We start from the raw sequence: 13603 nt of genomic DNA on the forward strand, positions 1-13603 counted from the left end.
TATATGAATGCTCTCCAAGGTAAACATTATTTACTGATTCTGATGGCTCTGTGTGCTTGTAGCACCACAGATAACGCCAATATAAGTGTGCCAATCCCCACTATTACTCCTCCCATGCAATTACAACAGCAGCTTGTAGAGTCTGAGCAACAAATATTTCAACTCGACGACGACCTCAAACAGCAATTAAATGCTTACGTACAATCGAGTAAATCAGTTGATGAAATAGCGTATAGCCTACTTAGTTTTTTACTCACAAATGGCGATAGCGCTTTATCTTATCAATCCACCACGACACAAACCGCATCTCAGATCTATCAAAACTTAAACGCCAATTGTCTTTCACTCTCTATTTTAGCGTATAGCTTGGCCAAACATTTAGGCCTTAAGGCCCGCTTTCAAAAAGTACACATTGCGGAGTATTGGTCACTAAATCAGGGGTTTAATTTACTCACTGGGCATATCAACCTTGCTATAGACAATAAAACGAAACTCAAAGACAGCTCACTTGTTTATCAGCGTAATAAGCGTTTAATTATTGATTTTGACCCCAATAGCCGACAAGCCCGTTTTGCAACCTCATTGCTTTCAAAAAAAGGGTAACCGCCATGTCACCAACCTTACATGAAAGCCACTTTGGACTGGCGCGAAGTTACTTTGAGTTAAATAATATAGCTAGGGCGGAATTTCATTTGCGTAAAGCCAGAAAAAAAGCAGACTTTACACATGACAAACAACGCTATGATAATAAACTCATCGCATTAAAATCACTTATCGTTAAGGCGAATCATTATTAAATTATTTAGTTTAACCTGCATTGTATTTTTTATAAGTTGGAGTGGACTCTCAAAGCCGATTGAGCCGCAGTTATTCACTGATTTAACAACGCTAACCAGCTCTAAATTAGCAGGCAGAAAAACGAATAGTCACTCGGCTTTACTCACCAGAGAATATTTAAAAGCACGCTTTAAAGAGCATCAACTAACGGTTATTGAACAACCTTTTACTTATCCATCAGGGCTGTTTTCTAAGGCGCAAGGCGTAAATATTGTTGCGACCAAAACAGCAAAAAATACGCTCGAAAATATTAACACTACTCTTTATCAAGAAGCGGTATTGCTAATTGAGGCATTTATTAATCAGCTTTTGACAAACCCTGAGGTATTCAGTCCCTCCTTAAAAGCAGCAACGTAAGCCTCTTTTTTTGCCCGTGGAAGTTTTTTAATCGCATATTCTAATTTACTTGCGTCGCTTTTAGTCCCAACTTGTTGCTGATGAATGAGCACCAGCGGTCCTTTCCCTTTGAGGTTTTTTGCCCCTTTACCCGCTTGGTGCGTTGCTAAACGACGCGCTACATCAACTGTAATGCCGGTATACCAATGACCAAACCGTGTTTGCACAATATACAGTGACCAAACAGCCGGTTTACTTTTACTATTGCACAACTCATCGTTTAAACTTTTTTGATTATTAATGGTCAAAACCTCGCCTTAACGCGCTAAACAAAAACAATTACTCAAAAGGGTTTTACCTTGAGTGACTAATCGGTATCATGCAGATTATAAAAAATAAGGATCACAACTAACAATGCAGTCGTTAAAAACTTTTTCTCTTTGGCTTATTGTCGCTTTAACGCTTAGTTCAGCCGCAGGTTGTTCTAGCTGGGTGTACAGAATCAACATCCCTCAAGGTAACTTTTTAGAACAATCAGACGTTGATAAGCTTCGCGTTAATATGACTCGCGAGCAAGTAATTTATGTACTAGGCAGACCGATTGCCGAAGACGCCTTCGATAAAAATACTTGGCGTTACGTTTACAGCTTTAATAAAGGGCGCGCTAATGAACAATATAAATCATTAGTATTAAACTTTGAAAATGAAAAGTTGGTAACGGTATCTGGTGACTATGAGCAACCAGAAAACTTTACAACCCCTTTAGAGCAATAAGCCATTTGGGTTTAATTTAAAAAGGTGAGCATGGCTCACCTTTTTTGTATCTAGCGTTCTAACGGTCGGCCACCAGTTACTTTATTTGCGCGGCCCTCTTCTTTGGCTTTTTCGGCGCGCTTTCTGCGGGCATCTTTAGGGTCGGCAATTAATGGGCGGTAAATTTCAACTCTATCGCCGTCTTTAAGCTCATGATTAAGCTTTACCGTTCTGTTCCATACACCTAAAGTTAAAGCGGTTGCATCAATCTCAGGGCACTTCTTAATAATACCTGATTGAATCACTGCTTGCTCTGCGGTGGTACCTTGGAATACTTCTATATTTAACGTGGTTGCTTTCGTTGGCAACGCAAATACAATTTCAATATTGATCATGCACGCTCTCCATATACCGCTTTTGCACGTTGAGTAAAGGCACTCACCATATTTTTAGCCACATCATTAAAAATTTTACCAAACGCAAGCTCTATTAACTTACTAGAAAATTCAAAGTCTAGCTGTAAATGTACTTTGCACGCATGTGCATCTAATTGCTGAAAATGCCAACGACCTTGTAAGGTTTTAAAAGGCCCATCAACTAAGCGAAGCATCACCGTTTGCTCATCAATTAGCGTATTTTCAGTGGTAAACCATTTTTTTATGCCGGCTTTAGATATTTCTAAACTGGCGGTCATGTTATTATCATGCTGCTTAATAATTTTTGAGTCTGAACAATTAGGTAAAAACTGCGAATAAGCTTCTACATCATTGACTAGATCAAACATCTCTTTAGTGCTGTACATAACCAGCGCACTTTTTTCTATTTGTGGCATACTCACTCCCAACTGTGTGCAGGAATTTTAGCAAGCTTTGTGCGTTTCCCCAAACTTTCATCGCGCTTAAATGAATCCTTCGCTTTTGCATGTATAATTTAAAAAAATCGATGTAAAACATCTCGTATAACGTATATTATAGGGCACTATGGCTAAGAAAAATTCATCAAAATCGACAAGTAATACCATCGCGCTAAATAAAAAAGCGCGACACGAGTATTTTTTACACGACAAGTTTGAAGCAGGTATTGAACTCCAAGGCTGGGAAGTAAAAAGTATCCGAGCAGGTAAAGTAAATATCTCTGAAACTTATATTCATCTTAAAAACGGTGAAGCGTTTTTATTAGGCAGTACAATCCAGCCTTTAAATAGTGCATCAACCCATGTTATTTGCGACCCGCTGCGTTATCGTAAATTATTACTAAGCAGACGTGAACTTGACCGTTTGGTTGGTGCAACCGAGCGTGATGGTTATTCATTAATTGCCACAGCTATGTATTGGAAAAAATGCTGGGTAAAGCTTGAATTCCATTTAGCGAAAGGTAAGAAAATGCATGACAAACGTGAAGACGGTAAAAATAAAGATTGGTCCCGTGAAAAAGAACGCTTAATGAAACATAAAGTTTAAATAAAAACGCCTAACATCATGTTAGGCTTTTTTTTGTTAAATTTTTAGGAAAATACAAATTATTACAAATTAAAGTCGCTCGGCGTTTTGTTTATCAATAATAACTAAATCACGTTACAGCGCCAAATAGCGAGCATCCTATCGTTTACCTTTATTGAGAAAATCAGTACATATTAGTGCAGATAACAAAATCATCTTTGCGGCCAATTGATAACATTTAAGTTACATGGTATTAATAATTAGACTTGTAAAACAAGTAAATTATAACATATCAACAAGGACTTAAGGATGAAGCAATCAATTGCATTTACACCAAGCTTAATCATCGGTGCTACTATCGCATTGTCAGCAGGTTTTAGCACAACGACTTATGCTGCACAGCAAACTGCAGAAAAAGTAGAACGTATTCAAGTAACAGGCTCTCGTATCAAGCGTTCGGACATCGAAGGCCCGTCTCCAGTACAATCTATTAATAAAGAAGACATCGAAAACATGGGTTATGACAACTTACAACAGCTTCTTGAAAGAATGCCTGTTGCAGGTAATGGTACCTTTTCAACCCGTGGTAATAACCAAGACTCAACCGCAAATGGCTCAGCTGCCGTCAGCCTTCGTGGCTTAGGCGCCGATGCTACCTTGGTACTTATTAATGGTCGTCGTGTTGCAATCAGCGCATTTGCTGAAGGGATCACCAACTCATTCGTTGATATCAACAGTATTCCTGTTTCAGCAATCGAACGTATTGATATTTTAAAAGATGGCGCCTCAGCAATCTATGGCTCTGATGCTGTAGCGGGTGTTGTAAACGTTATCTTGAAAAAAGATATTGACGGTATTGAAGTAAACTTAGGTTACGGCGGCACAGATGGCCCTAACTATGAAGAAACTACAGCCAGTATTGTTTGGGGTACTACTAGTGCAAAAAGTAGCGCATCCGTTATTATTGATTACTTTAAAAACACCTCTTTATCATCAGATGAAATGGGGCGTTTAGGTACTGCTAATCAATCTCCATATGGCGGTGAAGATTTTCGTTCATCACGTGGCTTCCCAGGCTACTTTTATGTTGATGGCGTTAAAACAATTGACCCTGCGTGTCCTGCAGAAAATGCAACACCAAGTGGCAGTTGTTTATTTGACTATGGTCCATTTGGCTATATTGCACCGGCATCAGAACGTGTAGGTGCTATTTCACAATTTGAATACCGCTTTGATAATGGCATAACGGGCTTCTTAGAAATGGCCGTTCAGCATAACAGCTCAATTGCAGCAGGTGCCCCAACGCCACTTGATGAAGATGCGGGTTTAACAGTACCAGGTAGTCACCCTAATAACCCATTCGGCCAAGATATTGAAATAGGTCGTTACAGAACCGTAGATGCGGGTGCGCGTCAATGGGATATCGAATCAGACACATTACGTTTTGTTGCCGGTTTAAAAGGTGAAATAAACGATTGGAACTGGGAAACAGCGGTACAAAAAGGACGTAGTAAGTCGTTACAAACAGGCAATCGCTCACAAGGTTGGGTACGTACCGACTTCTTACAGCAAGAAATTGACGCTGGTAACTACAACCCATTCGGCGGCACTTACAACGATCCGGCTGTAATTGATAGAATTACTACGAGCTTGGTTCGTCAAGGCGAGTCTCATATGACGTCGTTCGATGCTAACATTTCAGGTGAAGCATTTAGCTTTGGTGATGATGTTGTCATGATGGCGGCCGGTATTGAATACCGCGAAGAAGACGTAACGGATACGCCAGATGATCAATTCCAACGAGGATTAATCTTTGGTACCGAGTCTGTGTCAGCTGCAGCAGAGCGTGACCAATACGCTGCCTATGTAGAGTTTTCAATTCCACTTGCTGAGAACTTAGAGCTACAACTTGCTGGTCGTTACGATGATTACAGTGACTTTGGTACCACAACCAACCCTAAAGTTGCTTTACGCTGGGCACCTACAGATGAAATCACAGTGCGTGGTTCTTGGGCGCAAGGCTTTAGAGCTCCGTCACTTGCACAAGTAGGTTTAGGGCCATCTCAAGAGAGCCAGTTCTTTATCGATAATTACCGTTGTGACGCAACGGGTAAAGATTGTGATGCACTAGATTACAACATTGAATTTGCCGGTAACCCTGACTTAGAGGCTGAAGAGTCTGAATCTTGGAACGTCGGCTTTATTTGGGCACCTACAACTGACTTTGGTTTGAGTGTAGATGTATGGAGTATCACCCAAGACAATAAAATTGATGAGCAAGAGTTTGGTCCAATTTACAACTCAGAGTGTAATAACCAAAATAGTACCGTATGTGTTCGCTTACCACCATCAGGTACAGACAGCCTAGGAACTATTCAAAAGATTTTTAGTACTTTTGAAAACGTGTCATCACAAGAAGTTTCGGGCGTTGATATTTCAGCAAACTACAATCACTCACTGGATGATTTAGGCTTACTAAAATTCAATTTAGAATGGGCTTATCAAGATAAATTTGAAAAAGACGGCCGCGATTATACCGGTGAATATGGTTACCCAGAGCACCGCTGGATTTTCTCAACTAACTGGGAAATTGGACAGTTCAACACAAACATGAACATTAGTTATGTGGGTGAGTTTGAAGATACGCCAGATATCGACTTCGATGGTAACTTAGACTTCGATAGCAATACATCGCGTACTGTTGATTCACAAGTACTGGTAGATTTACAAACATCATACCGTATTACTGAGTCAGCTAAAGTATCGCTAGGTGTGAACAACTTATTTGATGAAGAGCCACCATTTGCAATTGGTGATGGTGATTCAGATCTGTATGGTTACGCATCGGGTGTACATAACCCTCGAGGTCGTTATATTTACACTAAAGTGAGCTTTTCGTTTTAATTAAAAAGCAATAAAAAAAACCGCCAATATGGCGGTTTTTTTATCTTAAACTAAAGAGCTAAATTATAGCTCGCCTTCGTTTTCAGATAAGAATTTAGCTACGCCTTCAGGGCTTGCGTCCATTCCTTTTTTACCTTCAGTCCAACCAGCAGGACATACTTCGCCGTGCTCGCTGTGGAATGCTAGTGCATCAACCATACGGATCATTTCGTCGATGTTACGACCCAGTGGTAAATCGTTCACTACTTGGTGACGTACGTTACCTTCTTCGTCGATTAAGAAAGAACCACGAAATGCAACGCCGGCTTCTGGGTGCTCAACGTCGTATGCTTTACAGATTTCGTGTTTAACGTCTGCAACTAGTGCGTATTGAACTTTACCAATACCGCCGTCTGCTACAGCCGTGTTACGCCATGCGTTGTGTGAGAACTGTGAATCGATTGAAACACCAATTACTTCTACACCACGTTTTTGGAATTCTGCATAACGCTTATCAAAAGCAATAAGCTCAGAAGGACATACAAAAGTGAAATCCAGTGGGTAGAAAAAGATTACTGCTTTTTTACCTTTGATTTTTTCGTGAAGGTTATAGCTATCTACAATCTCACCGTTACCTAGAACAGCTGCAGCGGTAAAGTCTGGTGCCTGGCGGCCTACTAATACACCCATTTTATTCTCCAAATATTTTGAGTTTATTGTCAATTGCTTACGCAATACTGATTACTAATATGGGCACTAATTTTAAAATTACAATAGCAACCATATTTAATTAAACGTTATTCTATGAGTATCAAAAATAAATTAACAATCGTATTTATAGATAGCATCGTTCTAAAATAGCGAACGCTTGATAAATGGACTGATTTTTAATCATAAAAAACCTGCTTAAAGCAGGTTTTTTTTACTAATCCATAATATCGCTAGGCATATCACCGCGAATATGTTGCCATATTTCACCGGTTTGATGACCATATTTACGCATCATGAATATTGCACCATCGTGCTCTTTATTCTCAGCAAGCTTTGTTAAGTCTTTATAAAACTGGCGTGCAAGCTCGCGAGTGCGAGGATCTGAAAAGTAATGACAACCAATCTTAGAATAAAAACCTTTAAAGCCATTAAGGATGAGCACATAAATGCGATTGTTACCGGCAACAGCTAATTCATGATGAACTTTATAATCATAATCTGCAAACGCTTGCGCGCTGTCTTCTAATTCGTCGCTTTGTGATAAAATTTCGATAACACGCTCTGGTGCAAGTTTTATAGCTGCACGGGTATAAATTGCGCTGATATTAGTACGTGCTGAAAGTAACTGATCGGTTAGCTCTGGCATTTTATCTTCATCTAAACGTGCCAGTGTTTCAAGGATATTTAATCCTGAGGTTTCCCAAAAGTTATTAACGCGAGTAGGTTTACCATGTTGTATTGTTAACCAACCGTCTCTGGCTAATCGTTGTAATACCTCACGTAATGTGGTTCTAGTAACACCAATTAACTCTGAGAGTTCACGCTCAGCAGGCAGAATTGAACCTGGAGGAAAATCACCATTCCAGATTGACTCTACTATGTATTCCTCAGCAAATCCTGCTGGGCTTTTCGCTTTAAAAATTCTCATTCAATTCCTACTCGAATTAATCCACATCACATCGCTACATACGATTAACTGACTGATTGTACCAGACAAGCCACAACTAACAAGTAAAGTAAGTTAAATTACCTAGGTATGTGATTAAAAAGGCAACTTTACTTGTATGATTCGCTAGTTTTACCGATAGGTTTTAAACACAATATGAATGCCAACCTATTATTCATACCAGACACTTTGACTATTATTATTTAGTTGTTTACACCCTCTATAAGCTGGACTAAGTTAATGACATTAACCAGACTATTAAACGCCTTCCTAGGGTAAAATCATGCAACAGAGTGTCCCATCTGCAATGTTTATAAATTTTTTAGGTAAAGCACCTCAATGGTATAAATACACCATTATTGCATTTTTAATAGTTAACCCGCTGCTGTTTCAATTAAGCCCTTATTTGTCTGGCTGGATACTGGTTATTGAGTTTATTTTTACACTGGCCATGGCGCTCAAGTGTTACCCACTGCAACCTGGTGGTCTACTTGCCATTGAGGCACTATTAATTGGTATGACATCAACCATGCAAGTTGAACATGAAATAGCACAAAACCTAGATGTGCTTTTATTACTTATTTTTATGGTTGCCGGTATTTATTTCATGAAAGATCTGCTGCTGTATATTTTTACCAAGTTAGTGGTTTCAGTAAGAAGTAAGACCGTTTTATCGCTTGCCTTTGCAATAGCTGCTGCGTTTTTATCAGCTTTTTTGGATGCCCTGACTGTAATGGCGGTTGTTATTGCGGTGGCCATGGGCTTTTATAGTATTTATCACAAGGTGGCTTCAGGAAAAGATTTTATCAGTGAGCACGATATTAACGATGATAACCAAGTAAAAGAGGTAAACCGTCAAGAGCTTGAAGAGTTTCGTGCTTTTTTACGTAATTTACTCATGCATGCCTCGATTGGGACCGCACTTGGCGGCGTGTGTACTATGGTTGGTGAACCACAAAACTTAATTATTGCAGAGCGAGCAAGTTGGCTATTTGGTGAGTTCTTTTTAAGAATGCTGCCCGTTTCTTTACCCGTGCTTTTTGCGGGCTTATTAACGACCTTTTTATTAGAAAAAACAAAAACCTTTGGCTATGGTGCAAAACTGCCAGAAACAATTCATGCTATTTTAAAAAACCATGCACAAACACTTGATAAAAAACGCACCAAACGCGATAGAGTTAACCTCACAATTCAAGCACTTATCGCTATCTGGTTAATTACTGGCTTAGCGTTACATTTAGCAACCGTAGGCTTAATTGGCTTATCGGTGATTATTTTAGCCACGTCGTCTGCCGGTATAATAGAAGAGCACCAACTCGGTAAAGCCTTTGAAGAGGCCCTCCCCTTCACTGCACTACTTTGTGTATTTTTTAGTGTGGTTGCAGTAATCATCGATCAACAACTCTTTACTCCTGTGATTACTTGGGTACTAACATTTGAAGGGCACTTACAATTGGTGATGTTTTTTATCGCTAATGGATTGCTTTCAATGGTCAGTGATAATGTATTTGTCGGCACTGTATATATAAATGAAGTTGCTGCAGCTCTAAAAGCAGGTCAAATAACTCGAGACCAATTTGATTTACTTGCAGTGGCGATAAACACCGGCACAAACTTACCCAGCGTGGCCACCCCTAATGGTCAAGCTGCTTTCTTATTCTTACTGACATCAACACTAGCTCCCGTGTTACGCCTATCTTACGGTCGAATGGTGTATATGGCTTTACCTTACACTTTTGTGCTTACCTTTGTTGGGTTAAGCGCGACTTATTTTGGCTTGAGTGAAATAACCAGTTTGTTTTATGACTGGGGGATAATACAACACCACATCCCTGTAGCGAATTCTGGGCATTAAGAGCTTCCCCGACTTTGAGGAGCTAGGAAATTTCATAGCACCTCACTTTTTCCCTTTTACTTGCTCCGCTGTTTATCCTACGTCATAATCTAAGCCCTTATTTAAATACGGATTTGTTATGAACTGGCTTGCTAATCTAAGTACTCAACGTACACCTTGGTTATTATTCAGTGGGATTGTTTTTCTGCTTGAAGTCATCGCGCTCTTTTTTCAATACAACATGGGATTAGCACCGTGCATTATGTGTATTTACCAACGCACCGCGGTATTAGGCTTACTTTTTGCCGGTATTATTGGCGCCAGTAAACCAAACAACCTCGTAGTCCGTATTATCGCTTATACAGTGTGGGGGGTTTCAAGTGTATGGGGGTTACTAATAGCTCGTGAGCACATTGAAATGCAAACAACCACTGACCCCTTCGCATTTAGCTGTGAGTTTGAGCCAAATTTTCCAGAGTTTATGCCATTACATCATTGGATACCGCAATTTTTTGAGGCAACCGGTGATTGCGGAAACATAGATTGGCAATTTGCAGGCTTAAGTATGCCAGCATGGATGGAAGTTATTTTTGTATTGTTTACCGCCACACTTTTTGCGTTAGTGGCCAGTCGATTAATCTCTAAAAAGTCACTTTAATATGTTTACTTTTTTTTCAAGCCACGTTGACGAACTTAAACACTTAAAAGTTCGTCAAAGACAAACCGTTATTGCGATCTCGTTAAGTATGCTCTCTCCTAGTGACAGAGTGTTAATGCGTATTGTAAAGCTTATGCTACTAAGCCCATTTTTTTTAATATTTACCCTTTTTGAAGGATGGCTACTCGTGCCCTTTTTGATTGTCGCTGGTTTAAGCTACCCGCTACTAACCGCCCCCGTAGATGTTAATTTTGCTAAAAAGCACCTTGGTGCTGCCTTAAAACAGTTTGATCAGGGCGCATAGCGCCCTTTTAAGTTAAAACGCCACCTTTCCATCAAGTTTGGCTAGCATTTTTTTACCCACCCCTTTTACTTTAGCTAGATCTTCAAGTGATGCGAAATCACCATTGGTTTCTCTATAATCGATAATTGCCTGTGCTTTTTTCTTGCCGACACCTGGTAACTTAATTAACTGTTTTAAATCAGCAGTATTAATATTAACCACGGCTGATTGCACCTGCTTTGATAGCATATCGCTTTGCGCAAAGGTGGTACCCAAAGGTAATAAACATAAAGCAGCGGCTAATGAGATGATTTTAATTAATTTCATACTATTTCCTTTTGTGTTCTCACATGAACATTCGTTGATTATTTACACCCAGCACTTTTACATAACGTTGTGGTTACTAAGTACTAACGGTAACAATCACTCCTTGCGACTCCTTTACTGCAACGCGTTATAAAGTGACTTAATAAATAAAGTAGAGTTACTCTTTATTGTCAACCAAGCTGCAGATAAACTAAGGCTAAAGCTTGCAAAACCACGCGCAAGCTTGTACTGTATATAAAAACAGTAATCTAATGATTTAAAATAATCATATTGCCACGTAAGTAAGCAGGAGAAATCATGGCTGTTGTTGTTAAATATGTTGTAGAACGAAACGGAGTCGAGCGCATGACGTTTACTACTAAAAAAGAAGCTGATGCCTATGACAAAATGCTCGATATTGCCGAGTCACTAGAACTCATGCTTGAAAAAGTAGATGTACCACTAAGTGAACAACAGGTTGAGTCGCTCGCGCTGGAGATTGCAAAAAGTAAAGACGACTTTATGGCCGTACTTAAAGGTGGTAAAGAAGTACCCGCCAAGGCTAAAAAAACAAAGTCAGATAACGTTGCGGATATAAAAGATAAAGCAGCGAGTTAGTACTTTTAAAAGCTCAATAGTAATTATTAAAAAAACTGAATTCGGTATTCGAATTCAGTTTTTTTATGCCTTTAAATAATAATAGCTAAAGGCGAGTAATCGGTGATTAAGCGTCATAATCTCAGCTGTTTAAACGAGATGAATGGTCTTTTCTAAAGGTAAGCCAATAAAAAATGCCAACCAGTTAAACTGATTGGCATTTATAAAAACCAACACTTTACGTTAGCTAATCAGTTACAATGACGATTCAACTTCATCAAACAGATCAGTAATTTCTTTTTTCGGTTCAGCTGTCACAAGGCTTCCTACCACAATAGCAATACTCGCTAAAATGAAGCCTGGGACGATTTCGTAAATTACACTGCTTAAGCTCTCACCGTTAATGGTAATAGGCGCATAAATCCATACAAGCACTGTTAAAGCACCAACAACCATACCGCTAATAGCCCCTTTTAAGTTCATACGTTTCCAGTAAAGGCTCAACAAGACAAGTGGACCAAATGCAGCACCAAAACCAGCCCATGCGTTACTAACTAAATCAAGTATTGAACTATTACGGTCATACGCTAAGTAAATAGCAAATAACGCGACCAGTATTACGCTAATACGCCCTACTAACACCAGCTCAGTTTGCGAGGCATCGCGGTTTAAGTAAATCTTGTAGAAGTCTTCAGTAAGCGAGCTTGAACACACCAATAATTGCGATGAAATCGTACTCATAATCGCAGCTAAAATAGCAGCCAGTAGGAAACCAGCAATTAATGGGTGGAAAATAAGTTCAGCTAATACTAAGAAAATGGTCTCTTTATCGGCAATAGGCATTTGGTTTTCAATCATAAAAGCAGCACCAAATAAACCGGTAAATACCGCACCAATCGCAGATAGTGTCATCCAAGACATACCAATACGACGCATAGTTGGCATTTCTTTTACTGAGCGAATAGACATAAAGCGAACAATAATATGTGGCTGACCAAAGTAGCCTAAGCCCCAAGCCATCGCAGAAATAATAGCAATGGTAGAACCACCAGCAAACCAATCAAGCATATTCAATGAATGGATTTCACTGGCTTTTGGTGAACTTAACAACTGCTGGTAATTTGCATTTGCTAAAGTATCCATAAATGGCTGATCTAGCATCATATAAGTAGCGATAGGTACTGCAAGCAAGGAGATAAACATAATACAACCTTGCACGAAGTCTGTTAGGCTAACCGCTAAAAAGCCACCAAATAAGGTGTAAACAACAACCACACCCGTGGTGATGTATAAACCCATTTCGTAACTCATCTGAAATGAATTTTCAAATAACTTACCACCGGCGACTACGCCTGATGAAGTATACAAAGTAAAGAACACAATAATAACAATTGCAGAGATCACACGGAGGATATTCTTGTTATCATCAAAACGATTTGCAAAATAATCAGGGATGGTAATAGAGTCATTTGCTTTTTCAGTATAAACACGCAGTCTTGGGGCGACTAAGAAATAGTTTGCCCATGCGCCTAATACTAAGCCAATAGCAATCCAAACCTTGCTAAGCCCAAACAAGTACATTGCGCCAGGTAGGCCCATAAGTAACCAACCACTCATGTCTGATGCACCCGCTGATAAGGCAGCAACACTGGGGGCTAAATTACGACCACCTAGCATATACCCTGATATATCGCTGGTAGATTGCTTATATGCGTATAGTCCTATTCCCAGCATTACAATAAAATATAATGCCAGTGAAATAATCATTCCTGTTTCCAAATTCGCCTCCACTTAAAAAAGTAATAACAGGCTTGTAATCCAAATAATGACTCTTGAAATCTTATAATTAAGACAGTATTGGAATAAAAGCTTTCTACTGAACTATAACACGGTAATTGCTAATAACTCCAACCCGCTAATTTAAGTAGATAAAAAACCATCTATTCGCTCGCTTTTAAAACAAATAGAATAAAAAACAATGAGTTTAGATTAATAAAAATCACCTAAGCCATGATATTTC

General features: G+C 39.3%; 16 protein-coding genes. 9 read left to right on the forward strand and 7 right to left on the reverse strand.

The annotated features are described in order from the left end of the window. Positions 1-3: 3 nt before the first annotated feature. Entirely contained in the window at positions 4-603 is a 600-nt protein-coding gene (locus tag QMA00_RS00090; protein WP_290155381.1) for a hypothetical protein, read from the forward strand. A gap of 5 nt (positions 604-608) precedes the next feature. Next, a complete protein-coding gene (locus QMA00_RS00095) occupies positions 609-797 on the forward strand; it encodes a hypothetical protein (RefSeq protein WP_248473646.1) in 189 nt (62 codons plus the stop codon). A 342-nt stretch (positions 798-1139) separates the two neighbouring features. On the opposite strand, the gene QMA00_RS00100 is transcribed toward QMA00_RS00095, so the two are convergent. After that, the gene (locus tag QMA00_RS00100; RefSeq protein WP_290155383.1) at positions 1140-1481 is read right to left on the reverse strand and encodes a GIY-YIG nuclease family protein; all 342 of its coding nucleotides are present in this window, start codon (positions 1479-1481) and stop codon (positions 1140-1142) included. Between the two features lie 106 nt (positions 1482-1587). On the opposite strand from QMA00_RS00100, the gene bamE reads away from it, so the two are divergent. Then, positions 1588-1947 (forward strand): outer membrane protein assembly factor BamE, encoded by a 360-nt coding sequence (bamE, locus tag QMA00_RS00105; protein WP_013465523.1) that lies wholly within the window; start codon positions 1588-1590, stop codon positions 1945-1947. 50 nt (positions 1948-1997) lie between these two features. Here bamE and QMA00_RS00110 read toward each other — a convergent pair whose 3' ends face one another. Both QMA00_RS00110 and QMA00_RS00115 read right to left on the reverse strand, forming a co-directional pair. Next, a complete protein-coding gene (locus tag QMA00_RS00110) occupies positions 1998-2321 on the reverse strand; it encodes an RnfH family protein (RefSeq protein ID WP_036981810.1) in 324 nt (107 codons plus the stop codon). After that, a complete protein-coding gene (locus QMA00_RS00115) occupies positions 2318-2758 on the reverse strand; it encodes a type II toxin-antitoxin system RatA family toxin (RefSeq protein ID WP_013465525.1) in 441 nt (146 codons plus the stop codon). Before QMA00_RS00115 ends, QMA00_RS00110 begins: the two co-directional genes overlap by 4 nt. A gap of 148 nt (positions 2759-2906) precedes the next feature. Here QMA00_RS00115 and smpB point away from each other — a divergent pair, with 148 nt between their 5' ends. Both smpB and QMA00_RS00125 read left to right on the forward strand, forming a co-directional pair. Then, positions 2907-3386 carry an SsrA-binding protein SmpB gene (gene smpB / locus QMA00_RS00120; RefSeq protein WP_013465526.1) on the forward strand — a complete coding sequence of 160 codons (480 nt, stop codon included), beginning with the start codon at positions 2907-2909 and terminating at the stop codon, positions 3384-3386. A gap of 288 nt (positions 3387-3674) precedes the next feature. Beyond that, positions 3675-6269: a TonB-dependent receptor gene (locus tag QMA00_RS00125; RefSeq protein WP_036981807.1), complete on the forward strand. Its 2595-nt coding sequence runs from the start codon at positions 3675-3677 to the stop codon at positions 6267-6269. Positions 6270-6332: 63 nt separating this feature from the next. Here the strand turns inward: QMA00_RS00125 and QMA00_RS00130 are convergent, their stop codons facing one another. Both QMA00_RS00130 and fadR read right to left on the reverse strand, forming a co-directional pair. After that, positions 6333-6938, reverse strand: coding sequence for a peroxiredoxin C (locus QMA00_RS00130; protein WP_008109095.1), 606 nt, complete (start codon positions 6936-6938; stop codon positions 6333-6335). A 235-nt stretch (positions 6939-7173) separates the two neighbouring features. Then, on the reverse strand, positions 7174-7887 hold the full coding sequence (gene fadR / locus QMA00_RS00135; RefSeq protein WP_008109093.1) for a fatty acid metabolism transcriptional regulator FadR: 714 nt from the start codon (positions 7885-7887) through the stop codon (positions 7174-7176). 301 nt (positions 7888-8188) lie between these two features. On the opposite strand from fadR, the gene nhaB reads away from it, so the two are divergent. The 3 genes from nhaB (at position 8189) to QMA00_RS00150 (ending at position 10701) form a co-directional block, all read left to right on the forward strand. Further along, positions 8189-9760 carry a sodium/proton antiporter NhaB gene (nhaB, locus tag QMA00_RS00140; protein ID WP_290155388.1) on the forward strand — a complete coding sequence of 524 codons (1572 nt, stop codon included), beginning with the start codon at positions 8189-8191 and terminating at the stop codon, positions 9758-9760. 118 nt (positions 9761-9878) lie between these two features. Then, positions 9879-10397, forward strand: coding sequence for a disulfide bond formation protein DsbB (gene dsbB, locus QMA00_RS00145; protein WP_076920602.1), 519 nt, complete (start codon positions 9879-9881; stop codon positions 10395-10397). Between the two features lies 1 nt (position 10398). Next, positions 10399-10701: a DUF6170 family protein gene (locus tag QMA00_RS00150; protein WP_024602042.1), complete on the forward strand. Its 303-nt coding sequence runs from the start codon at positions 10399-10401 to the stop codon at positions 10699-10701. Between the two features lie 12 nt (positions 10702-10713). Here QMA00_RS00150 and QMA00_RS00155 read toward each other — a convergent pair whose 3' ends face one another. Next, a complete protein-coding gene (locus QMA00_RS00155) occupies positions 10714-11007 on the reverse strand; it encodes a ComEA family DNA-binding protein (RefSeq protein ID WP_076920603.1) in 294 nt (97 codons plus the stop codon). Positions 11008-11304: 297 nt separating this feature from the next. On the opposite strand from QMA00_RS00155, the gene QMA00_RS00160 reads away from it, so the two are divergent. Then, positions 11305-11604, forward strand: coding sequence for a YebG family protein (locus QMA00_RS00160; protein ID WP_008113309.1), 300 nt, complete (start codon positions 11305-11307; stop codon positions 11602-11604). A 234-nt stretch (positions 11605-11838) separates the two neighbouring features. Here QMA00_RS00160 and putP read toward each other — a convergent pair whose 3' ends face one another. Further along, on the reverse strand, positions 11839-13350 hold the full coding sequence (gene putP / locus QMA00_RS00165; RefSeq protein ID WP_069438690.1) for a sodium/proline symporter PutP: 1512 nt from the start codon (positions 13348-13350) through the stop codon (positions 11839-11841). Positions 13351-13603: the final 253 nt, after the last annotated feature.

The organism is Pseudoalteromonas sp. APC 3694 (assembly GCF_030407565.1).
Taxonomy (GTDB): Bacteria; Pseudomonadota; Gammaproteobacteria; order Enterobacterales; family Alteromonadaceae; genus Pseudoalteromonas; species Pseudoalteromonas tetraodonis.

Coding starts and splice junctions, on each gene's coding strand:
- QMA00_RS00155 (WP_076920603.1), bottom strand. CDS start 11,007: ATGAAATTAATTAAAATCATCTCATTAGCCGCTGCTTTATGTTTATTA.
- QMA00_RS00110 (WP_036981810.1), bottom strand. CDS start 2,321: ATGATCAATATTGAAATTGTATTTGCGTTGCCAACGAAAGCAACCACG.
- QMA00_RS00125 (WP_036981807.1), top strand. CDS start 3,675: ATGAAGCAATCAATTGCATTTACACCAAGCTTAATCATCGGTGCTACT.
- QMA00_RS00115 (WP_013465525.1), bottom strand. CDS start 2,758: ATGCCACAAATAGAAAAAAGTGCGCTGGTTATGTACAGCACTAAAGAG.
- fadR (WP_008109093.1), bottom strand. CDS start 7,887: ATGAGAATTTTTAAAGCGAAAAGCCCAGCAGGATTTGCTGAGGAATAC.
- putP (WP_069438690.1), bottom strand. CDS start 13,350: ATGATTATTTCACTGGCATTATATTTTATTGTAATGCTGGGAATAGGA.
- nhaB (WP_290155388.1), top strand. CDS start 8,189: ATGCAACAGAGTGTCCCATCTGCAATGTTTATAAATTTTTTAGGTAAA.
- QMA00_RS00150 (WP_024602042.1), top strand. CDS start 10,399: ATGTTTACTTTTTTTTCAAGCCACGTTGACGAACTTAAACACTTAAAA.
- smpB (WP_013465526.1), top strand. CDS start 2,907: ATGGCTAAGAAAAATTCATCAAAATCGACAAGTAATACCATCGCGCTA.
- QMA00_RS00090 (WP_290155381.1), top strand. CDS start 4: ATGAATGCTCTCCAAGGTAAACATTATTTACTGATTCTGATGGCTCTG.
- QMA00_RS00130 (WP_008109095.1), bottom strand. CDS start 6,938: ATGGGTGTATTAGTAGGCCGCCAGGCACCAGACTTTACCGCTGCAGCT.
- bamE (WP_013465523.1), top strand. CDS start 1,588: ATGCAGTCGTTAAAAACTTTTTCTCTTTGGCTTATTGTCGCTTTAACG.
- dsbB (WP_076920602.1), top strand. CDS start 9,879: ATGAACTGGCTTGCTAATCTAAGTACTCAACGTACACCTTGGTTATTA.
- QMA00_RS00160 (WP_008113309.1), top strand. CDS start 11,305: ATGGCTGTTGTTGTTAAATATGTTGTAGAACGAAACGGAGTCGAGCGC.
- QMA00_RS00095 (WP_248473646.1), top strand. CDS start 609: ATGTCACCAACCTTACATGAAAGCCACTTTGGACTGGCGCGAAGTTAC.